The organism is Burkholderia sp. RF7-non_BP4, assembly GCF_001521935.1.
GTDB classification, from domain to species: Bacteria; Pseudomonadota; Gammaproteobacteria; order Burkholderiales; family Burkholderiaceae; genus Burkholderia; species Burkholderia diffusa.
The window spans coordinates 1-21,402 of record NZ_LOTA01000076.1 but is presented as its reverse complement, the minus strand read 5'-3'; the positions used below and the strand labels follow the sequence as shown (position 1 = coordinate 21,402).

General features: G+C 62.6%; 19 protein-coding genes. 11 read left to right on the top strand and 8 right to left on the bottom strand.

Annotated elements, in window-relative coordinates; translation table 11 throughout:
• Positions 1–115: 115 nt before the first annotated feature.
• Entirely contained in the window at positions 116–1,063 is a 948-nt protein-coding gene (locus tag WS49_RS22885; protein WP_059533560.1) for an aldo/keto reductase, read from the top strand.
• Between the two features lie 85 nt (positions 1,064–1,148).
• On the opposite strand, the gene WS49_RS22880 is transcribed toward WS49_RS22885, so the two are convergent.
• Positions 1,149–2,567, bottom strand: coding sequence for a fatty acid desaturase family protein (locus WS49_RS22880; protein ID WP_257130210.1), 1,419 nt, complete (start codon positions 2,565–2,567; stop codon positions 1,149–1,151).
• A 297-nt stretch (positions 2,568–2,864) separates the two neighbouring features.
• Between WS49_RS22880 and WS49_RS22875 the strand changes: the two genes are divergently transcribed.
• Positions 2,865–3,428: a hypothetical protein gene (locus tag WS49_RS22875; RefSeq protein WP_257127770.1), complete on the top strand. Its 564-nt coding sequence runs from the start codon at positions 2,865–2,867 to the stop codon at positions 3,426–3,428.
• Complete coding sequence (locus WS49_RS22870; RefSeq protein ID WP_257127769.1) at positions 3,421–4,539, top strand: hypothetical protein; 1,119 nt, start codon at positions 3,421–3,423, stop codon at positions 4,537–4,539. Before WS49_RS22875 ends, WS49_RS22870 begins: the two co-directional genes overlap by 8 nt.
• On the opposite strand, the gene WS49_RS34045 is transcribed toward WS49_RS22870, so the two are convergent.
• Positions 4,527–5,282, bottom strand: coding sequence for a hypothetical protein (locus WS49_RS34045; protein WP_257127768.1), 756 nt, complete (start codon positions 5,280–5,282; stop codon positions 4,527–4,529). The two genes, WS49_RS22870 and WS49_RS34045, sit on opposite strands and share 13 nt — an antisense overlap.
• A gap of 161 nt (positions 5,283–5,443) precedes the next feature.
• Positions 5,444–6,430, bottom strand: coding sequence for a metal-dependent hydrolase (locus WS49_RS22860; RefSeq protein WP_257127767.1), 987 nt, complete (start codon positions 6,428–6,430; stop codon positions 5,444–5,446).
• Positions 6,431–6,441: 11 nt separating this feature from the next.
• On the opposite strand from WS49_RS22860, the gene WS49_RS22855 reads away from it, so the two are divergent.
• The 3 genes from WS49_RS22855 to WS49_RS22845 are packed head-to-tail and all read left to right on the top strand — an operon-like array spanning position 6,442 to position 10,086.
• Positions 6,442–7,377, top strand: a complete 936-nt coding sequence (locus WS49_RS22855) for a fatty acid desaturase family protein (RefSeq protein WP_059533550.1) — start codon at positions 6,442–6,444, stop codon at positions 7,375–7,377.
• 13 nt (positions 7,378–7,390) lie between these two features.
• Positions 7,391–8,971, top strand: coding sequence for a GH3 family domain-containing protein (locus WS49_RS22850; protein WP_059533548.1), 1,581 nt, complete (start codon positions 7,391–7,393; stop codon positions 8,969–8,971).
• Between the two features lie 41 nt (positions 8,972–9,012).
• Positions 9,013–10,086: an aromatic ring-hydroxylating oxygenase subunit alpha gene (locus WS49_RS22845; protein WP_059533792.1), complete on the top strand. Its 1,074-nt coding sequence runs from the start codon at positions 9,013–9,015 to the stop codon at positions 10,084–10,086.
• A gap of 71 nt (positions 10,087–10,157) precedes the next feature.
• On the opposite strand, the gene WS49_RS22840 is transcribed toward WS49_RS22845, so the two are convergent.
• From WS49_RS22840 to WS49_RS22825, 4 genes are read right to left on the bottom strand one after another with little or no spacing between them, the layout of a single operon-like run.
• The gene (locus tag WS49_RS22840) at positions 10,158–10,385 is read right to left on the bottom strand and encodes a PAAR domain-containing protein (RefSeq protein WP_257127766.1); all 228 of its coding nucleotides are present in this window, start codon (positions 10,383–10,385) and stop codon (positions 10,158–10,160) included.
• A gap of 52 nt (positions 10,386–10,437) precedes the next feature.
• Positions 10,438–12,057, bottom strand: coding sequence for a type VI lipase adapter Tla3 domain-containing protein (locus WS49_RS22835; protein ID WP_082725558.1), 1,620 nt, complete (start codon positions 12,055–12,057; stop codon positions 10,438–10,440).
• 14 nt (positions 12,058–12,071) lie between these two features.
• On the bottom strand, positions 12,072–14,246 hold the full coding sequence (locus tag WS49_RS22830) for a T6SS effector phospholipase Tle3 domain-containing protein (RefSeq protein WP_059533543.1): 2,175 nt from the start codon (positions 14,244–14,246) through the stop codon (positions 12,072–12,074).
• Positions 14,247–14,257: 11 nt separating this feature from the next.
• Complete coding sequence (locus tag WS49_RS22825; RefSeq protein ID WP_059533541.1) at positions 14,258–17,041, bottom strand: type VI secretion system Vgr family protein; 2,784 nt, start codon at positions 17,039–17,041, stop codon at positions 14,258–14,260.
• Between the two features lie 417 nt (positions 17,042–17,458).
• Between WS49_RS22825 and WS49_RS22820 the strand changes: the two genes are divergently transcribed.
• The 3 genes from WS49_RS22820 to WS49_RS22810 all read left to right on the top strand — a co-directional run bounded on the left by WS49_RS22820 (position 17,459) and on the right by WS49_RS22810 (position 19,372).
• On the top strand, positions 17,459–18,169 hold the full coding sequence (locus WS49_RS22820) for a PadR family transcriptional regulator (protein WP_059533790.1): 711 nt from the start codon (positions 17,459–17,461) through the stop codon (positions 18,167–18,169).
• A 37-nt stretch (positions 18,170–18,206) separates the two neighbouring features.
• A complete protein-coding gene (locus WS49_RS22815) occupies positions 18,207–19,028 on the top strand; it encodes a siderophore-interacting protein (protein ID WP_059533539.1) in 822 nt (273 codons plus the stop codon).
• A gap of 119 nt (positions 19,029–19,147) precedes the next feature.
• Entirely contained in the window at positions 19,148–19,372 is a 225-nt protein-coding gene (locus tag WS49_RS22810; RefSeq protein ID WP_059533537.1) for a hypothetical protein, read from the top strand.
• Positions 19,373–19,398: 26 nt separating this feature from the next.
• Here WS49_RS22810 and WS49_RS22805 read toward each other — a convergent pair whose 3' ends face one another.
• Positions 19,399–19,980 carry an undecaprenyl-diphosphatase gene (locus WS49_RS22805; RefSeq protein WP_059533534.1) on the bottom strand — a complete coding sequence of 194 codons (582 nt, stop codon included), beginning with the start codon at positions 19,978–19,980 and terminating at the stop codon, positions 19,399–19,401.
• A gap of 456 nt (positions 19,981–20,436) precedes the next feature.
• Here WS49_RS22805 and WS49_RS22800 point away from each other — a divergent pair, with 456 nt between their 5' ends.
• Both WS49_RS22800 and WS49_RS22795 read left to right on the top strand, forming a co-directional pair.
• The gene (locus tag WS49_RS22800) at positions 20,437–21,177 is read left to right on the top strand and encodes an acetoacetate decarboxylase (protein ID WP_006485181.1); all 741 of its coding nucleotides are present in this window, start codon (positions 20,437–20,439) and stop codon (positions 21,175–21,177) included.
• 52 nt (positions 21,178–21,229) lie between these two features.
• The coding region (locus WS49_RS22795; protein ID WP_156441434.1) for an SDR family NAD(P)-dependent oxidoreductase at positions 21,230–21,402 on the top strand (173 nt) is incomplete at its 3' end.

The following is a 21,402-nucleotide window of genomic DNA, read 5'->3' as shown; positions in this document are numbered from 1 at the left end:
ATGTTCCGGTGTCCGCGACAACGGCGAAAGCGCTTCGCCCGTTCGCCTTCCCGTCGCATTCATCCCGGCCAATCCTGTCGTTCATCCCGTCACCCCTCAGATTCCGGAGAGCAACATGGCACTACGCACCCTCGGCACGTCGGATATCCAGGTTTCCCCGCTCGCCTTCGGCGGCAACGTCTTTGGCTGGACCGTCGACGAGAACGCATCGTTCGAACTGCTCGACGCGCTCGCCGACACCGGCATCAACTTCATCGACACGGCCGACGTCTATTCGGCCTGGGCGCCCGGCAACAGCGGCGGCGAATCGGAAACGATCATCGGCAAGTGGCTCAAGCGTTCCGGCAAGCGCGATCAGGTCGTGATCGCGACCAAGGTCGGCCTGCTCGCGGCGCGCGCCGGCCTGACGAAGGACAACATCCTGAAGGCCGCCGACGAGTCGCTGCGCCGCCTGCAGACCGACTACATCGACCTGTATTTCTCGCACCGCGATCTCGCCGACACGGCACCGCTCGAAGAAACGCTCTCCGCTTACCAGACGCTGATCGACGCGGGCAAGGTGCGCATCATCGGCGCGTCGAACTACAGCGGCGCACGCCTGCGCGAAGCCGCCGACGTCAGCAAGCGCAACGGCCTGCCCGCGTATCAGGTGATCCAGCCGGAATACAACCTGATCGACCGCGCCGAGTACGAGCGCGATCTCGAACCGGTCGTGCGCGACCTGAAACTGGGCGTCGTCAACTACTACGCGCTCGCGAGCGGCTTCCTGTCGGGCAAGTACCGCAGCGAAGCCGACCTGAAGAAAAGCGTGCGCGGCGATCGCGTCGCCCGTTATCTCGATGCGCGCGGCCTGCGCATTCTCGCGGCGCTCGACGACGTGTCGGCGAAGCACGGTACGCAACCGGCCGCGATCGCGCTCGCATGGCAGATCGCGCGGCCGACGATCACCGCACCGATCGCGAGTGCGACGTCGCTCGGGCAGCTCGCATTGCTCGGAGAGGCGATCCGCGTGCGGCTCGACGAGGAAGACATTCGCAAGATCGACGCAGCGAGCGCGGTCTGAGGTTGCGGGCAACGGGCCTGCGGCTCGAAGCGTCGACTCACAATGAACCGTCGCCGACTTCATGCGCGAGGCCGCCCGGGCAACGTCACTGCATCGTGGCCGAGCCTTTTCCCTCTTTCGCTACCCGGACTGGACTCGATGCGCCGGACCAGAGCAAAGCCGGCAGTTGCCGCGACGACAGAACCGGCTCGTCCGCAGCCCGTAATCCGGGCAAACGATGCCACGCCACGCCGGGTTCGCGGTGATGCTGTTGGTGATAGTTGATGTGGTACGGCCAGATAAGGAAGCGCCCCAGTAACCCAACGCGCCACGAGTAAGTCCAGTCGTGCCAGCCTGCCGTGACGCCCGGGCCACCGCTATGTTCCGCCATGCTGCGGATCTTCTGCAGCAGTGCCCCGATCGTCACGAGAGGAACGAACCAGAGCGCTGCCAGGGTCAGCAGTTCGCGCGCCGTGCATCCATGGACCAGCGGCGCCAGCAAAATGCCCCAGATCACCATCGCCGAAAGCCCCGAGCGTGACATGGGCGCACCTCGCCCGTTCGCCCGCCGGTAGGCGCGCATGTTTTTCACCATGTTGACGACGAGCAGATCGCCGAGCAATTGCCGGATGAGCGGGAGCGTGTCGAGCGGCCCGAACTTCCATGGCTGCGCGTGATACAGATAATTCCGCTCGGGATCCTGCGAAGTCCCGACGTGACGATGATGGGCGAGATGCAGCGGTCGATAGAATTCGACCGGCACGAGTCCCGGTACGCCGATTGCGACGTTGATCAGAAAGTCGTTCGCGAAACGGCGGCGCGTCAAATGATAGTGCGTCGCGTCGTGATACAGGATGAATAGCGCGTGTTGTCGGGTCGCGACAACGACGGCCGCGACGAGGTAGCCTGCCCAGTGCGCAGCCGACAACGCTACTCGCAGCGTGACGATGATGCAGAGCCATTCGAGCAGCAATGCCCCCGCCGTACGCAAGTCAACGTCGAGACGAACGAGCACGGCCGTCGCACCGCCCACGCCAATGCCGAGCGCGACTCCGGTGAGCATGTCCGCGACCAGATGCTGCCCCGTCGTCAGGACCGTGAACGCCAACACTGCGCTCCACGCAGCGTAATAGCACGCGGCACGAACGCGTAGCGCCGTCAGCACCACCGTGATCGCCACCGGCAGCGCAACATGCCCGCATGGACTCGCGGCGAGCGGCGTGTCGATCCGGTACAGCCATGCGAGCCATCCTGTCGCGGCCGGCGGACGAACGACCGCGGTCGGCCAGAACAGATGACTGACGAGGCACAGGCCTGCGGCAAGTGCACCTGCGAAAAAGGCGGGCAACAGCCAGGCACGGCGCCGACCGAACCAGACGATCGACGGCATCACGAGCGCGTAGCTCAAATAAAGCGGCACGCTGGCGGGCACGCGCGGTACAAGTGCATCGTACCGCCCCGGCCGCAACAGCACGACGGGCGCCATCGGTGCGTGCGTGACCCAGAAGTACAGTACGCCCGACACGGCCACGTAGACTGCGAGCCACCGCCACGCATCGAACGCTGACGGTACGCTGGAAACGGAAACGGAAGGTATGGCGCGCATGGGGAAAAAAGGGAGCGGCTCGATCGCGTATCATGATAAATCGTTTCAGCTTGCATGAATAACGACGCTATGCCGCTTCGAGCCAGTTCCATCACGCGTGCGCAACTGCGCGACGTCGACGTTGCAGATATGTATGCGCTCTACTCGACCTGCTACCGGGATACGGAACGGGCACGCTTCGAGCACGATCTCGACGACAAGACACATTGCGTCATCATGCGCGACGACACGGGTGCACTGCGCGGCTTCTCCACGCTGAAACTCTACGAACAGCAGTGGCGCGGCACGACGCTGCGCATCCTGTTTTCCGGCGATACGATCGTGGATCCCGCGTGCTGGGGCAGTCAGCAACTCGCATTTTGCTGGATCCGGCTCGCCGGTGAACTCAAGCGCCACGCGCCCGACCTGGCGCTCTACTGGTTTCTCATCTGCAAGGGTCATCGAACGTACCGCTACCTGCGCGCGTTCGCGCACGACTTCATCCCCCGATTCGATCGTCCTGCTGAACCTGCGAGTCAGGCGTTGCTCGACCATCTGGCTGTCGAGCGCTTCGGGCACGCATACGACACCGCGTCCGGCGTGCTCGACTTTGTGGTGCCGCAAGGCCGCCTCACCACCGCCCTGGCCGATGTTCCGGACATGCACCGGCGACTGCCGGACGTCGCTTATTTTCTCGAACGTAATCCCGACTACGCGCGCGGCAACGAGCTCGTCTGCCTGTGCGAACTGACGCCGGAAAACCTTCGGCCGATGGCAAGGCGGATCTTCACCGGTGAATGAGCCGATGACGCGGATCCGGCCGGCCACTGCGGTCGACAACGAGCGACTCTTGGCGTTTCAAACGCGCTACGCGATGCGCGGCGACATGCCGCTTCGTTTCGATCGCTCACCGGATTACTTCGCGCTGCATCGGTGTCATTCGAACGACTATCGAACCTGGCTCGCGGAGGACAGCGCCGGTCGCGTCAAGGGGATGGCCAGCATGGTCGTTCGCGACGGCTACCTCGCCGGCGAGAAACAGCGCATCGCTTACCTCGGTGACTTACGCATCGCACCCGATCGTGAACTGGCGCGCACGTGGGTCGACTATGTCGTCGATCGCCTCGCCGATCTTGCCCGGAACGAAGATGTGCTACATACGTACTGCTGCGTTATTCGCGACAACCGGATCGCAACGCAATCGCTATTCAGGACAGGCAAGCGGACCCAGCTTGGATTTCGACATTGGCGCGGCTACAGTAACGTATCGATCTACGCGCGGCGTATTGCTGCGCGGTGCGCCGGCTCCGTCAGGATCACGGGCGCGTCAGCCACCGATGCCGACGCGCTCCGCGCATTCCTGGACCACGAGTCGCGCTTCCAACCTTTCGGTTGCGTCTTTACTGCGGACGAATTCGCGCGCCGCCTGAGCACCTGGCCCGACTTCGGGATCGAGCGCTTTCTGGTCGCACGCGACACGCACGGTCGTATCGTGGGCTGCGTGGCCCCGTGGGATGCGGGACGTATCAAGCGCATCGTCCTGGAACGTTTGCCGCGCTCACTCGGTGCGCTGCGTTACGGCTTCAACGCTATCGCGCCGTTGCTCGGTCGCCCCACGATCGCAGCACCCGGCCAGCCGCTTCGTGACATTTACCTGACTCATCTGCATGTGAGCGGACGCGACCCGGCCATCGCGCATGCGCTGCTCGATGCGGTCTGGCAACGAGAGCGGAGCCGCTACGCCTTGCTGCAGCTCTGCTTGTACGATCACGATCCGCTATGGCCCGCGCTGCACGGCTATCGGTACACCGCACTGCCGATGGATCTATACACGCTATCCACGCCCGGCGCGTGCGCACTCGATCCGGGCGGTACCGAAGCGATCCCGGGATTCGAGATCTATCTCGTCTGACCGCTCGCGACCGCTGCTACTCGCGTCTCGTTCAGGAGCGCGACGAGTGCAAGCCAAAACCGCCCCGCATCGAAACCGGCGCCACCAAGTACAGGCTGGCCATGGTCGAGATGCGGCACACACACTTGCGGCATGCCGCGAATCGTCTGATGGTCGAGATAGAATTGTCCGTCATGCGCGCAACCAGGACGGTAGCGGTCGAGGCGTGCGTGATGTGCGTCGAATCGGGACGTGCGTTCTATCGACCAGCTCACGACATGCATACAGTGCAGCCCATTGGGCAATACGGACAACAGATTCGCGATATCCGCGTCGCGCCCGCTGCCGATATCGCGCGAGCCGGCATGCAGCCAGCGTGTGCGCAGCAGTCTCCCGGCGGCTCGACCCAACCATGCTGGATCGATACGCGCCCCTCGTTGCCCGAGCAGGCCGTCGACGATCGCACTCGGGCCGACGGGCGGCTGAACGAGCGCGATACCGTCGCAGCGAGCACGAAGCCCTGAATCCGCACGCAGCGCCGCCAATGCATCGAGCCCGCCCTTGCTATGGGCGAGGACGATGAAGCGGCGGTCATCAGGCAGGCGCGCATACAGGTCGCGCACGATATGCGCACCCTGCTCGGCAACCCCGCGCGACGAGCGGACCGGTACACGCAGGATCGGGTGCCGCGCGGCACGCAACGCGCTCGCAGCATGCCGGAAGCAGGCAGGAATCCACTCGGAATAAAGTCCAGCAATCAGCACGATTACGGTATCCGGAGATGCGTGAGCGCCACGCGCGTGCCAACAGTCGATGAAGCGCCCGGTCCAGTCGAGTGCCGCAGGCGGCGGTTCGAACGGCGTCGATGGGTAGTGTTGCCGCCACTCGTCGAAACCGGACGGCGACCACGCCGGGCACCGCGCTCTCATGCCGGCTCCGTCGTCACGCCATCGGCAGCGAGTGCCGCGCGGGCGGCAGCCAGCGTGGCCGGATTCCCGATTCGGGCCGGGTGAAAACGCGGCGAGAACCATGCCAGCCATGCAGGCAGCACGCGGGTAACAATGCCCTGCGCACCGAACAGCCACCAGCCAAGCTGTGCCCAGCTTCGCCAATTGCCGACGTCGCGGTCGGCATGCGCAAGACGGATGATGAAATAACCCAGATCGACGATGAAGCATGCCGTGACGCCGAGCATCGCCGCCGTCCGCATGAAATAGCGCTTGATCGCGCCGCCGCCGCAGGCGCGAAATACATCGAACGCGACGGCCTTGTGTTCGGTTTCCTCGATCGCATGCCACCGCCAGATCGCGGCCATCGACGGGTCGACACCGTCGAGAATGGCCGGATCGCGCAGCAGCAGATCGGCCAGAATGGCCGTGTAGTGCTCAAGGCATGCGGTGAAGGTCAGTTGAAGTAGCGGTGACGCGACACGCCGGCACTGCTGCTGCCGTTTCCGCATGAGCGCCTCGAGTGCGTCGACCGGCATGCCCTGGCGAGCCAGGCGCCGGTTATACGCGCGATGCTCGCGGATGTGTGCGGCTTCCTGGTACAGGAAAGCATCCACTTGAGTGGCGAGCGTGCCGTCGGCCGGCAGCGCGTCGCGGTACTGCCTCACGCTGTCGACAAAAAACTTCTCGCCAAGCGGAAACATGATCGAGAACGCGTCGAAAAAGCGCGTCACGCGGCGTTTATCGCGATACCAATAGCGCGGAATGTGGTCGGCAAAGCGAAAACGCGGATTGCGCCGACGGATGTCTGCTGCGTCGTTGCGGCGTTCATGCATTGAATCGTCGGTTCGTTTGGCGGACATGGTCATGGCCGATCGTGGCGTAACGCACAGAGTCAGCGCAGGCGAGCGTATTGTTCGATGATGGCGATCGAAGGTATGCTCTGCGTCGCCGCCACCATCCATGTCCGAATTGTATGTTCGTTGCCAATGCAAGCGCCATAGATAATCGTTCGCGACGTTTCGATCGGCTGAATCTCTGCGTGCTCGCGCTGCAGAGCGTTGCATGGGCCGGCATCCTGACGTGGCTGTCGCACGGGACGAACCCCTTGCGCTGGGTATCACTCGTACCGTTCTGCCTGATCATGCAAGGTGTATTTTCGATGATGCACGAGACTTTTCACGGTTTCGGGCATCGGCGCGGGAGAGTCAACTACTTGATGATGTGGTGGGCATCGACGATGTTCGGCGCGGCGGCAACGCTGATCCACGTGAATCATCTCGGTCACCACGTACGCAATCGAACGCCTGCGGAGCGGGTGGACTTCGTCGAGCCGGACACTTCGCTGTGGCGCAAGCGAATCGAATACTACGCGGCGATCGTCGGCGGCATCTGGTTCGCGAGTTTCGCGGGCAGCTTCATGCTGGCCGTGCTACCAAGCCGCATCCCGTATGGCTGGGCGAAGTACGGACACGACAACACGTATGCGGCTGCGTTCAAAGACTTCGACCGGGCCGAATTTCGACGAATTCGATACGAGACCCTGGCAGGCGTGGCCGCATGGATTGCACTGGGTGCATTGCTCGACTGGCACGTACTCGACATCGCGCTTGCCTACGTCGCATTCGCGTTTTCGTGGTCGTCGCTCCAGTGGGTGTATCACATGCACACGCCGCTCGACGTCATCGAGGGTACATACAACATGCGTGCCCCCGCACTGATCCGCTGGGCGTTCCTCAACTTCAACTACAACCTGACGCATCACCGGCATCCGAGCCTGCGCTGGCAGGAGCTTCATGCATGCTCCGACGCGGCGGAGACGCGACCGCTATGGTACGGTTGGCTGCATGTGTTCGAGGCGCCCCGGCGCTTGCCCAGCGATCTGACACAGCTAGAAAAGACCTATTTCTGATGAGAGGACGCACGTGCGTGCACAGAATGCGTGGGCGACGTTTGCCGCTGCTGCAGAACCCTACCGCCGCGCTTGGCTGACCGCACTCGATGCGCCGGGCGACGCGCAGGCGGCCTATCTGTCGCGCTTGCTCGCCGCGAATCGGAACACGGCGTTCGGCACTGCCAACGGGTTTGCCGAAATCGCAGATCCGGCACAATTTCGCGAGCGCGTGCCGGCGGCCCCCTACGCCGACATGTCCCGATGGATAGATCGTGCACTCCAGGATTCCGCTCCGATCCTGACCGCGCAAGCGCCGCGTTTCTTCGAGCGCACGAGTGGCAGCAGCGAGCAGCAGAAGCTCATTCCCTACACGCAGGCTTTTCTCGAGGAATTGCAGTTCGCGCTGATCGTCTGGCTCTCCGATCTGCACCGCGCCGTGCCCGGCGTCGCGGCCGGGCGTGCGTACTGGTCGATGTCGCCTCCAATGCAAGCGCGCGAACGCGCTCCCAACGGCATCATGATCGGATCAGAAAGCGATCTCGATTATCTCGCCGACAGCCCGCTCGTCGATCTGTTGCCGACGCTCGTCGCACCGTCGCTGTCGAGTGATGATAGGACGTGGCGCAACGAAACGTTGCGCGCACTGATCGCTGCCGATGATCTGGCCTTCATCAGCGTATGGAGCCCGACCTTCTTGACCAGTCTGCTTCGCCCGCTGTTCGACCACGCCGAACCGCAACGCCGCGATACGCTTGCCTTTCTGTTCGATTCGCTGCCGTCGCACCGTACGGCAGCGCTGCGGCGCGCACTCGACGATGGCCACTGCGATCGGTTGTGGCCACAACTCGCCGCAGTGAGTTGCTGGATGGACGGTCCAAGCAAACGGTTCGCGGCACATGCCCGCACCTTGTTTCCGCACGCTGCGTGGCTTCCGAAAGGCCTGTTCTCCACCGAGGCGGTGATCAGCGTGCCGTTCGGCGACTCGGCCGGCTGCCCCCTCGCCGTCTGCAGCCACTTCCTGGAGTTCCTGCTCGACGACGGAACCGCGATAGGCGTGGAAGAATTGAAGCCGGGCGATACGGTCGAGGTCGTCGTGACGACCGGAGGCGGTCTGTACCGCTATCGGCTCGGCGATCGAGTCCGTATAACCGGATATGCGGGACGAACGCCGTGCGTGGCCTTCGTCGGACGGGCTGGCACGCAAAGCGATCTGGTTGGTGAAAAGCTGGACGAAGCCTATCTGGCTGCGTCGCTTTCCGAGGTGCTGCAACCGGGCGATGAAGGTTGCGTGATTCCGTGCGCGCACGCGAATCCGCCACATTACATGCTGCTACTTGCAACCGGTACGCACGACGTCGCCATCTTGCGCGACGCTCTGGAAGAGTCCCTCGCCCGCGCTTTTCACTACCGGCACGCGCGCACGGTCGGCCAGCTTGGCCCGTTGCGCGCGATTCGCATGCCCGGGGGCGCCGCCCAACTGGCGGATCTCGTCCAACGCGCCCACGAGCGTGCCGGCATCCGGGCTGGCGATGTAAAACCCCGCGCACTGGTAGCCAAGCCCGCCGTGGTGGACGCACTCCGCGCATTCATCGAGGACGCGTGCTCATGTTGAACATATCGATCGCATCAACGCATCCCTCTTGCGACGAATCCGTGCCGGATTTCGAAGGCGAAGCTTTCGGCGCGCTCGTCGAGCAATGGTACGTCGCGTGCACCGAAGTCGAGGTCAAGCGGGACAAACCGTTCAGCACGCGCGTACTCGGCCTCGGCATCGTGCTATTCCGGGCGGCCGAGGGCGAGATCGTCGCGCTCGTCGATCAATGCGTGCATCGCGGCACCCGCTTGTCGGCCGGGAAGGTCATCGACGGTTGCCTCGTCTGTCCGTATCACGGCTGGCATTACGACCAGCACGGCAGCGTCACCCGAATTCCCAGCATCGACGGCGCGAGCGCCGCACCGACCGCTACGACCTATCCGTATCGTCAGCGCAGGTTGCCGGTGCAGACTCGGCACGGTCTCGTCTGGGTCTACCGCGGACGAGGCGATCCAGCGCTGAAGCAACCGTTCAACATGCCACACCACGGCGAGCGGCCGTGGCAGTCGTATTACATGGTCAATACGTTCGATGGCGATCTCGGCGCGTTGGTCGAGAACTTCATGGACGTCCCGCATACGGTGTTCGTGCACGACCGGATCTTCCGCTCGTCCACTGGACGGCGACTACGGGCGACCGTTGAACTCACGCGACAGAGCGTCGAGGTCACGTATCACGATGACAGCGACAAGATCGGTATGCTGGACTGGCTGACCAATCCGGCCAGGGAACCGCTTCGGCATACCGATCATTTTTATGCACCGAACGTCACGCGGTGCGACTATCACTGGGGCAGCCGCTCGAGTTTTCTGATCATCAGTCAGATCACGCCGCTCGACACGCGTCGATCGCGCGTCTATACGTACATCGCCTATCGCTTTGCTTTGCCGGCCGCGGTGCTGCGCGCGCTGAAACCGTTACTGCATCTCTATACGCATTCCGTGATCCAGCAAGACGTGCGAATCATGCGTGCGCACCGCGAGGGACTCGACAACGCCGCAGGCTTCACCCCGTCGAGCGTGCGTGCCGACGTGGTTCATATCGCGATCGGCCGGTTGTTGGCCGCGGCGCAGCGTGGCGAACCGTTACCCGATGCGCAATGCGGCACGAGACCGATGGAATTCGTGATCTGAGCACCGCCGGTGCGATCGGACGCGGACCGCGCAGACCGAGCGGCGCACCGCCCACGTGCCCCGTCTTTCCGTTAGCCGCCGGTCTGATCCTGGCTCGCGATCAGGCGCGCTCCGCATGCCAGCAAGTCGCCGTCGCAGGCGGCGACCTGCCCGTCGAACCGGGCGTGGCCCGACACCGTCGCAATGAAGGTCAGGCCGTGAATCGCGCAAATCACGGGATCGTGCAAGCGCGCAATCGCGCGTCCGTTGATTCGCGAGTTGGGCGCCCCGGACACAACGCGTCCGCCGTGGCTGTGCACATCGCCTTCGATGATGTATCGCTTTTGACCCATGACGTGTTGATCCGGTCCGTCAAAAATCCCAGCTGAACGTCTGCGGATGCGCCTGCCGCGACGCCGCGTCCGGCGGTGTCAACATGACGATCGTGGCGTGCAGCGGATCCCGCATGTTGATCAGTGCGCTCGTCTTCCCGTCGCCATAACCCATCATCAGCGCCAGCGCGGTCTGGACCCAGATCGAGCTCGTTCCAGTATCGCCGCCGATACGGCGCTGCATGTCGAAGGCGTCTTTCGGATCGTCAATGTCGATATGCTGCGGGTTGTCGTGCAGCGACTGCACCAGCAATGCGAGATCGGCGGTCGAGGCGCCGGTATCGTAAAACATTCGTCCCGGTTGCTCGCCGGGCGCAAGCGTGCCCACTGCCTGCTGCCAGCCGGCGCGGATCTTTTCGATTCGCTCGCCCTTCTTCAACGGCGCCCCGTGCCCATTGCTAAGGTCAACCCGGACTGGCCGATGCAGATTGGCCAGAACCGGCCATCTGTCGTACTCCTTCAACTGCCACGTGGTCCAGGGAATGGGCACCCACGGGTTCGGCTTGAAGCCGTTCGGCATCTTTGGCGACGCGGTGTTCCAGAACTCGGGGAGCTTCGCCTGCCAATAATCCACCGGCATCTCCTTTTCACCCTTCTTCCAGTGGGCTTTCTGAAGCTGCCAAAAATAATTCCAGAGCTTGATCACGTCATAGCGCGTTTGGGTGTTGTCAATTGCCTCTGGTGCATCCACCACATATGGGCGAATTTGTCGGTCAACGCGATCCTTTCGCGTCACGAGCAATGCAACGTAACTGTCCGGATTCTTTGGTACGAAATTTCCATCTTTCGTGGACAAACCCAGATAATCGGCACCCGGAGTACCCAAATAGGATCGCGTATTGATTCCATCCTCAACCAGCAATACCACTGCCGGCAAGTCCGGCTCTCGGTCAAAAATATCAAACGCTCTGGAGACAACATCATCCCCGTTCGCAGTATGTATTTCATCGAGTCTCGTATAAAGGGTATTACCAATCCCCGCTCCGTTATCCGCGCTACTGATATGGGTTGCCATCCGGTCCGCATCCGGATCATTCTCATTGCGCGGCGGCCCGGCAACTATCACGGGAATCGGCCAATAATCGACCCATCCGCGCAATGTATAGCCGAAAACGTTGTTTTCGCGCTTATGTCCCGCAAAGCTTCGATCACTACTCGACCACGGATATTGTTTGGGATCCTGCAGGAGCAACGTTCCATTAGCCCCCGCCTCGTCCAGCCGCATCAATAGCGCACGCTGGCGAAACCGGTCAACGGCGACGCCAAAGCGTCGTATCTCCAATGTGAACCGTGCATCGCGCGATCCCTCCCCGGCAACGACAGCCTCATTTGCGCTGGAGGGACGAGCGGCGGCCAGCGTGTCTCGAGACGCCGAGTCTCTACGCAACGAGGCACCATAGGCAATACTGACGCCTGCCGCCAGCAGTAGCGGCGGCAAGATCAACAGCGACAAGCGTCGATACATTGCAATATTTCCTCCCAAAAACCCCTCCTTTCCAACAACAAATTCGAAGACTGCGATCCATAAGAGCGTCAGGATCGCAAGTGCAAGTAGAAATATTCGTGCAGCTGGTGGTCGCGTGACGTTTGTCGTAATCATGGTGCATCGATTTGTCATTGTATCGAGCGTGCCTCTTTTACATCTTCACTATTTCGGCTTTTCCTGGTTTCGCTGACCACACCGTAGGGAAAATCCTTGGGCACGATATCATCTTCCGGAAAAACTCCACTTTCGTAATAGCTGCAATTTGCTTTTACTATGCTGGATGTTACGGAGTCGAGTTTTTTCCCGAGTTTCCTCTCGGCTTTTACTATATCGCTCTCCGGAAGTCTCCAATCAGCAATAGCCCGCAGGAGTTTTGCCCAGTCCGGATCGTCAAGCACACGTGCCTGACCGACCGACACATCAAACGCGGTCGCACAGCGGTGATTTCTACGACCGCTCATGACCGCCGAGTGATATGAGCTTTCTCCCAGATGCGTATTCATCAGCCGCACCTTCGCCTCGTTGAGCGTCTCCTGCCGATAGACGACGATGTGCCCGGGCGACGGCGGTACCGTCGACACGACCCGGCCTACCTTGCACTGATCGTCGGGATCCTTGCCCGCATTCAACGACGCCGCCACCTCCGCGGAGGTCGGTAGCGCCCCATCCTCGCTTGTTGGCCAGTCGATGGTTTGCGCGGGCAATTGCTGCAACGCACCTTCGCCACTGTTCGTGCTCAATGCAATTTCCGCTTCGAGCTGGTCGATGGATTGTTTGCCGGGCGCATACTCGCCAGCACTTTTTTCCGAGAGCGGCTTTGCCTCCGTTCCAGGCAACACATTGCCTTCCATTTCGGGATCGAACGGTGGGGTCAATGCTTCGCCATTGATATTGCGCTCGGTACCGACGCCGATCTGCGTCGATTTCACCCATGTCGTGAAACCGCCGGGCAAGCCATGGGATGTTTCGCCCTTTTCTCGCATCGTAAATTTTCCGGGCGGCGTACCAACCTGAACCGGCTTGCCCTGCCGCAGACGCCGGGTAAAGACACGCTGCCGGAAAGCCGCCGACAGCAGATTGATTTTCTCGAGCTTGCTTCCCCGCTGCGCTGCACGCACGTCGATTGAGTCGGGCAAGCCCGAGCACCCCATGCCATTGACGCCACGCAGACCGACGGTCGCATCCTCCGGGCTGAAGTACATATACACTTTGCCGCGATTGTCGCGCTCGGCGAACACGACGCATTCGTTGCCTTGCAACCCGCTCAGGCGCGTCGCCTGCGCAGGATCCCAAGTTGGGCCGACGATGCCAAAATTGTCCCGTCCTGGCTCGTACTTCAATTGATCGAGTGGCGGCGTCGGATATTTACCGCCCGCCACGTGCCCAGCCAGGTTTGCCAGGGTCTTTGCACGCGCGTAGGTCGTCTGCTGCTGGTCCCCGCGTTGCAGCAGCCGATCCATGAACTCCTCGCTCAGGCTGTAGGGCGAGTCGATCAGCACCAGCGTGTCGGCAGGCCGATCGGCCGGGCCACATTGGTTTGGAATCAGCCCCTCGACGAGATAGGCCTGGGCGAGCAGCGATATCAGCGTGCCCTGACTGTGCGCAATGATGTTGACTGTCCCGTCCGGATCGATAAGGCGAATTTGCCGCACCAACGCCGCGAGCCGTCGAGCTGCCAGCAACATGTAATGCCGATTTTCCGCCTCACGAAGCGGGTGCGTCGGATCGCCCTGCATCCGGTCGAGAATTTTCGTCGTCAATCCCCCTTTGAAATTCGAGTCGAACATGTCGGGGATGTTGTTGGTCGCATTGGCGAAGAATCCGCCGTTGCGCGCGCGGTGCTCATCGAGGCGGTTGCCGAACCGGTCGACATACTGGCCGTTGACGGTCTCCTTATTGGGGTCCCGGGGCAAATCCTCCTTCCCCACGCGCAACCCCCAATAAAACGGAATCAGTGGGCTTTTGGTCTCTTCGCTTTCCTGCCGACGATAGATGACGTCGTCCATGTTCTTCATCATGTCGGCGACGCTCACCTTGCTCGGGTCGTTCGCCATGCGGCCATGCGAGTACTCGGCGCCCTTGAAATCGGTGCGACCGAGGCGGTCGTTCAATCCCTCGCACAGTCCGCCTTCGACCGTGCCGAAATCCGTTCCGAGGTCATTCACGCCATGGATCAGAATCGTCGTGCACGGAAAGCGATTTTGTACGTCGGTATTGACGAACGCATCCTGCGGCCGGTTGCAATTGAGAATCGCCTGACGTTCGCCGACGATCCTGGCCGACGAGGTTGTGGTATCGGTCATGGTCGCCTGCCTTAAACGTCGAAAACCTGGATGTGTGCAATGTGCATCGCGTCACTCGATGCCAGTTCCGTCAGCCCGTGTGCGTCCGAGACCCCGTTGATGACCTGGCCGTTGCGCAGCGTGATCTTGTATGGACGGTTCGGTACGGGATGCGTACCGTCATCGCCGTCGGTGCCGGGATACCGCAAGCGGAACTTCTGATCGGCTCCACCGCGATTGAACGCCGGCGGCGCAACGTGGTCCGTGTTCGGGCCGACGAAATCATGCCCCGCCGTGTGCGCGGTGAACGCACCGTCGGAACCGACCTCGACGCCGCCACCGACTTTCACGTAGCTTCCGTCTTCCGCGACGAGCCGGATCGACTTGCCCGAGATCAACACCTCGTCGCCGACCGACATGATCTGTATTCCCTTCTGCGCGGTCGCCGCAAGTGTATCCTTCTGCGCCTGCAAGACAACGGGGCCTTCACCGGCAATCGCACGGACGCCTTCTCCGCGCCCGAACAGGTGGATGCCCTGGCCACCCGTTGTGATCACGCGCTGACCGCCCACGAATTGCAGGTTCTGCCGCGCGATCTGATCGATGTTCTCGCCGGCGTACGTCACGTAAGTCTTCGGGGTGATATTGAGCGCACCCGCCTTTGCGCCGAATGCCATCAGCGCCTGAGAGTCGCCTGCGTCGGCGTTCGGCGCACGATCGTCGCCTGCAGCGCGGCCGCCCGGCGTCCATCCCTTGAAGGCGGTCACGACAGCTTGCTGTCCCGTTGCATCGGTTGCCGTGCCGCCATGCTGTCCCGCGTAATCTCCCAACGCCTTGAACAACTCCGCGCATTCTCCGAGCAACTCAACGAGTTCATCACGATCAAGCTGTCCGCCGCTCGCCTGTGTACGCGCGTATGTCGTCAGCAGCATCCCTTGCGCCGCGCGCAGCGCAGCTGCCGCGTCCGTGCGCAATTCGGCGCCTTGGCCGCGGTCTGCACCCTGTCCGTTGTCGCGTGGTTGCGTCAGGTAGCCTAGATTCAGCTGGCTATGCGCATGCTCCGATGCAAGCTGCGCGCTGATTTGCTGCGGTGTGTCGTCAAGACGAAGCTGGTTGTAGCGCTGCCCCTTGATTTCCTTCGTCTTGATACCGGAGAGAAAGCGGTTGCCCGGCAAATTGCCCGTATGAGTGAAGCTCGCCGGCATGTTCGCGCCGTTTGCCAGCACGCCGATGATGACCAGCCGGTCCGGATCCCCGCCGAGACTCCCGAGCAGAACTTCGGTGCCCACCCGCGGCAAGAAAGTCTCTCCGAAATTCGGCCCGGCCAGACTGGAGGCCACGCGGATCGGTGCGCTGTCGCTCTCATTGCTGTTCGTTCCTGCACCCTGCGCATGCGCATGATCGCGGGAATCCTGACCGAGAATCTGCACGAACACGCAGCCATTCTCGTCGCAACTGACTTCTTCTCCATCGGCACCGACCACACGTCCGGTAATCAACGGCGTCGGCGGAAGATCGGTCTTCGGATCGTACAGCGGCGTGAGCGGCGTGCCGCGCGGCACGCACGAGAATGCATTCTCGTAGCGCGTATCCTGCCCGGACAGATCGCCATCGGTCATCGTTCGCGGCCGTTGCAGCGTATGGCTGGCCGCGAACAGCGCCTTCGCACGCTCGTTCAACCCCTTGGGCAGATTGTTCCAGAGTTCGTGGTGCAGCGACGTGATCACGAATTGTTGCTTGTCGGAAGGGAGCATGCCCCATTCTTCGTCGCCGGCGATCGTGATCCATGATCCGACGGTGAGGTCGCGAATGCCGCTGATACCGTCGTATCGAACCGCTTGCGCTTCGTGAGCCAGAATGCGGTCTTCCGTCATCCGCTCGTGGTCGGCCCACGAATCCGCCATATGCGGGACGTCGATCACGATGTCCGTCAGCAATTTCGCGAGATCGTTGCCCGATTCACCCTGGTCGATCTTCGTCGATGCGCTCGACAGGTCCACGCGGGCGTAGCGATAGTCCCACGAAGGTCGAACCGATTCTCCCGATATCAGTTGCTGGCGCATGGTCAGCGCGGTGATGGTGTCTCGCTGTTCCGTACCGGCGTCACGCGGATGAACGCGCACCGTACCCGCAGAGGACTCGCTCAGTTTCTGCGAGTCATCGCAGAACACCAGCGTATGCACGGGCGGATCGCCATCCCTTGTATCGCCGGTGACCCGCCCGGCGCGCACAAACATGGTGATGCCATCGCGGCGCGCGATCCGGGAGACAAAGCGCGCGTCAGATTCGTTGACCTGCCGTACGAAGGATCGACTTGGATAGCGAGATCTGTCCAGTTGCGACACATCGAACTCGAACGCCTGCGCGAGGGCCACACTGCGCTCTCGCCATTCGTTCAGGACGATGCCGAGTACATCGACGACACTCACGTTACGGAAGATGCGAGAGTTGGTGCGCTTGTCCAGCAGCTTCACCGCGTCGGACACGGTGAACTGGTAAACCGTCAGCTCCCCGTCGGTTCGCCCGATCTGCACGGCGCTGACGATCGCATTGATCGCGTGCAGCTGGCCGCGATCCGTAACGACACCAACCGAAACCGGTGCGCCGATGAAAAGCTTCGGAGACAGGTCGCCTTGTTGCGAAATGCAGGTCAGATAACCGTTGATGCCAGTCATCATGCTTTCGTGGATGCTCGCGTGCTGCAACGCGATTTTCGACTCCAGCGCGTGCTGCGCCTTACCCCAATTCAGCACGACGGGCCGCCGATTCGCATCGATTCCCGATACGAAATTGCGAAACGACTCTCGGATGTTCACGGCGGTCTCTCAGTTTGATTCGTTATGGGCCGCCGAATGGTGCTGTTCTATATAGGGCTGGCGGCTTCGCGCGAGTTTATCAAAGTGTCACAAGAAAATAACAATGTCGTGCATCGATTGGCAATTTTTCACATTATTCGACGAAAGATACTAAATCCCGCCGCGCCATGATGGCCGACGCGATGAGCGTGTCACGGGCTCTTCGTTTCCCGAAATATCACTATCGAAAAACTGCGCATCCTACGCCGGCGCCGAAATCACGAACAAGCACGTCCCGTCCGCCACGTCGATCCGGGTGCCTTGTCGCAGCATAGATTCTCGACCGCCGCGGCCTCTCCATCCCCAATATTTGTCCCTTGACACCCTATCTTTCGATATATATCTTTAGATATGTTTTACGACATACAGGACACAATCATGCGACACAACCCCTCCCGCGGCCATGCCCGATGCGACGGTCATGGTGCGCATGCCGGCCCTGGCTGGTACGCCAGCATCTGGCAGGCAATCGGCCGGCATCGGCGCGGCCACGATCCATTCGGCGGCGGCCCGTTCGGTGGCCGTGGCGGACGCGGCGGCTTTGGCGATTTCGGTGACGACGGCATGCCGCGCGGCCGCCAGTTCAGCTCCGACGATCTCCAGTTGCTGCTGCTCGCGCTGGTCGCCGAGCAACCGAGCCACGGTTACGAACTGATCAAGGCGCTCGACACGCGATCGAACGGTTTCTATAGCCCGAGCCCCGGCATGGTGTATCCGGCGCTCACGTATCTCGAGGAAGTCGGCTTCGTCGCCTCGCAGGCGGAAGGCAACCGCAAGCGCTATGCGCTGACCGACGCCGGCCGCGCGCACCTCGATGCGCAGCGCGAACGCGTCGACACCTTGTTCGCACGTCTCACGCACCTCGCGCGCAAGATGGAATTCATGCGCCGCGCGTTCGCCGGCGAATCGGCAGGCGGCGAAGCGCGGGACGAAGCGCAGCCCGGCTGGCTGCCCGAGTTCGTCGAGGCCCGCCTCGCGCTGAAGCGGGCGCTGCTCCACAAGAGTGCCGCCGACGCCGACGAACAACGGCGCATCGCCGCAATCATGCGCCGCGCGACGGCCGAAATCGAAGGCGGCACCGGCGCGTGATCCGCGCCGCCCGTCAAAACCCAAGGAGAACGGATTGATGCAGAACCCATCCGGACGCGCCGTCACCCGCGTGCGCCATACGCTCAAGTTCCGCCTGCTGCAGGTCGTGCGCGTGCACGCAGTGACGCCGCACCTGCTGCGCGTCACCCTCGGCGGCCCCGACCTCGCGGATTTCGAATCGTCGTCGTTCGACGATCACGTGAAGGTGTTTTTCCCGCCGCCCGGCGCCGACCGGCCCACGATGCCGACGCTCGGCGCGAATGGCCCCGAATTTCCCGAAGGCCAACCGAGGCCGGTCGCGCGCGATTTCACGCCGCGCCGCTTCGACCGCGCCGCCTGCGAACTCGATCTGGAATTCGTGCTGAACCATCCGGGCCCCGCATCGCAATGGGCGGCGCAGGCACGCGTCGGCCAGTGGCTCGGCATCGGCGGTCCGCGCGGTTCGTTCGTGGTCCCGATCGATTTCGACTGGCATCTGCTGATCGGCGACGATACGGCGCTGCCCGCGGTCGCGCGGCGTCTCGAGCAATTGCCGGCCGGTGCGCGCGCGGCGGTCGTGCTGGAAGTCGCGGATCGCACCGCGCAAATCGCGTTCGATACGCGCGCCGACGTGCATGAAATCTGGCGCTTTCGCGCCGAAGCCGACGCGGCAGACGGCGACGTGCTGCTGAATGCGGTGCGCGAGCTGCCGCTGCCGTCCTCCGGCGACGGTTACGTGTGGGCGGCAGGGGAAGCGCAGTCGATGCGCGCGGTGCGGCAGCACCTGAGCGGCGAACGCGGCGTCGACAAGTCGCGCATCCGCGCGGCGGCATACTGGAAGCGCGGCGCGGCGGCCGTGCACGAAACGCTGGAAGACTGACGCGAACGGGTGCCCGCGCAGCGGCGGGCTTGGCATCGGCGGGGCGGCTGGTATATATCTATGTCTGCGACGCCGCTGTCGGGCGACAGCCGCCGCAGCCCGCCCAGGAGCGCCCGGTCATGACAAAAGAAAGCCACGCTTCGCCTTTCCTTCGCAACCTGAAGATCGCCGGCTATTGCGGCCTGGCGGCCGTCGTGCTCGCGCTGTTCGTTGCGATGTGCGCGATCCTGAAGGAAAGCGCACTCGAACGTGACGCCGCACAGCACCCGGGCGAGACGCCCGAACTGCACGAAGCGGGCGGCGGCCCGTCCGCTTCGGCTGAAGCGGCCAAGACGCCCGGTTGACGGCGTCCGGCCCCTGGTTCTCCCGCTCAGGGCGCGCGCTCGCGCCCCATCATCACCGCGTGCACGACGTCGCCGATCCGTTCGAGCAGCTCGACGATGCGTTGTCCGTACAGATGCGCGGCCAGCGCGCCGGCCGTCCCGACCAGCACGCCACCGGCCATGTCGAACGGCCAGTGCACGCCCGCATACACACGCCCCCATGCAATCACGACGGCCATCGCGGCCATCACGAACCCGGTCAGCCGCGTGCTGCCGGCGAGCATCATGCCGACCGCAAGACTCCACGCGAACGTCATGTGATCGCTCGGAAACGAGCTGTCCGGCGCATGCGGAATCAGTTGCGTGCCGACGCCGACCATGAACGGCCGCGGCGAAAACCAGAAATGCCCGATCACCTGCGCGAGCGCCAGCGCCACGCACGTGCCGACGCCGGCTTCGATCGCCTGGCGGCGCGTCGGGCGCTCGCCGAAGATCCAGGTCAGCAGCAGCATCGCGGGCAGCGCATAGACGAGCCAGTCGGCGGCGAAGATCGCGACGCGAGCAACACCGGGATGCGGCACGGCGCCGGCATTGACGGCGGAAAACAGGGTGAGATTGAGGTTCTGCATGAATGCGGTTGCGTGGGGGCGTAACGATTGGACCGGGCGTGCCGGTCGGTTGGAACGATGCTAGTGCTCACTCGCTTAAGCAATGCTTAACGCGTCGGACGGCCGGGGATAAGAACCGGGCGCGTGCGTCGCGCGCGAACGCACTTAGAGCCTGCACTGCAACACAAGTTCACGCAATTGTCACATTCCCGCGCGACCGTCTCCTGTAAAAGCTCACCAACCATCCCGTAAAGGCTCACCTTTTTCACATCGTGGCGTCATCGACGCCTGAGAATATCGGACCGCCCCATGCGCTCCATGCCGTTCGCACCGTTCGCCTCAATATTTGCGTTGCAAATAATTCGAAATCGGCAACAATTAATTCCAGATGCGGCATCGCACAACGGCAACGCACAGGCATAGGATTACGGGCTTACGAGCACTCATCCACGAAGCGATCAACAACAAGGAGTCCGCATGAAACCCAGCGATGTCCGATCGAAAGCGTTTGCGATGCCGTTGACCAGCCCCGCCTTTCCGATGGGCCCGTACCGTTTCGTCGATCGTGAGTTTTTGATCATCACGTATCGCACCGATCCGGACCGTCTGCGTGAAATCGTGCCCGAGCCGCTGCAGGTCACCGAGCCGCTCGTCCATTACGAATTCATCCGCATGGCCGATTCGACCGGCTTCGGCGACTACACGGAAAGCGGCCAGGTCATCCCCGTCGAGTACAACGGCCAGGCCGGCGGCTATACGCTCGCGATGTATCTGGACGATCACCCGCCGATCGCCGGCGGCCGCGAACTGTGGGGTTTCCCGAAGAAACTCGCGTCGCCCACGCTGCACGTGAACACCGATCACATCCTGGGCACGCTCGACTACGGCAAGGTGCGCGTCGCGACCGGCACGATGGGCTACAAGCACAAGGAACTCGACATCGACGAGCAGACGAAGCGCCTCGCCGGCCCGAACTTCCTGCTCAAGATCATCCCGCACGTCGACGGCACCGCACGCGTATGCGAACTGGTGCGCTACTACATGCAGGACATCAAGATGAAGGGCGCGTGGACGGGCCCCGCCTCGCTCGAACTGGCGCCGCACGCACTTGCGCCGGTGGCCGACCTGCCGGTGCTCGAGATCGTCGAAGCGCGCCACCTCGTCGCGGATTTGACACTCGGCCTCGGCGAAGTCGTCTACGATTACCTGGCTCAGTAACACGTCCGCAGTCCTTTCTCCCTGTCAAACCTTTCACCACGGGAAATTCGAAATGAGCAACCTGAATGGCAAGACCGCAGTCGTCACGGGCGCCGCAAGCGGCATCGGCAAGGAAATCGCACTGGAGCTCGCGAAGGCGGGCGCCGCGGTCGCGATCGCCGACCTGAACCAGGACGGCGCAAACGCGGTTGCCGACGAGATCAACAAGGCAGGCGGCAAGGCGAT

What these genes read in the sequence shown, in the direction of transcription:
- WS49_RS22885 (WP_059533560.1), top strand. Translation starts at nt 116, where the DNA reads ATGGCACTACGCACCCTCGGCACGTCGGATATCCAGGTTTCCCCGCTC.
- WS49_RS22875 (WP_257127770.1), top strand. Translation starts at nt 2,865, where the DNA reads ATGCGCGACGACACGGGTGCACTGCGCGGCTTCTCCACGCTGAAACTC.
- WS49_RS22860 (WP_257127767.1), bottom strand. Translation starts at nt 6,430, where the DNA reads ATGGATGGTGGCGGCGACGCAGAGCATACCTTCGATCGCCATCATCGA.
- WS49_RS22855 (WP_059533550.1), top strand. Translation starts at nt 6,442, where the DNA reads ATGTTCGTTGCCAATGCAAGCGCCATAGATAATCGTTCGCGACGTTTC.
- WS49_RS22835 (WP_082725558.1), bottom strand. Translation starts at nt 12,057, where the DNA reads ATGATTACGACAAACGTCACGCGACCACCAGCTGCACGAATATTTCTA.
- WS49_RS22830 (WP_059533543.1), bottom strand. Translation starts at nt 14,246, where the DNA reads ATGACCGATACCACAACCTCGTCGGCCAGGATCGTCGGCGAACGTCAG.
- WS49_RS22820 (WP_059533790.1), top strand. Translation starts at nt 17,459, where the DNA reads ATGCGACACAACCCCTCCCGCGGCCATGCCCGATGCGACGGTCATGGT.
- WS49_RS22815 (WP_059533539.1), top strand. Translation starts at nt 18,207, where the DNA reads ATGCAGAACCCATCCGGACGCGCCGTCACCCGCGTGCGCCATACGCTC.
- WS49_RS22810 (WP_059533537.1), top strand. Translation starts at nt 19,148, where the DNA reads ATGACAAAAGAAAGCCACGCTTCGCCTTTCCTTCGCAACCTGAAGATC.
- WS49_RS22805 (WP_059533534.1), bottom strand. Translation starts at nt 19,980, where the DNA reads ATGCAGAACCTCAATCTCACCCTGTTTTCCGCCGTCAATGCCGGCGCC.
- WS49_RS22800 (WP_006485181.1), top strand. Translation starts at nt 20,437, where the DNA reads ATGAAACCCAGCGATGTCCGATCGAAAGCGTTTGCGATGCCGTTGACC.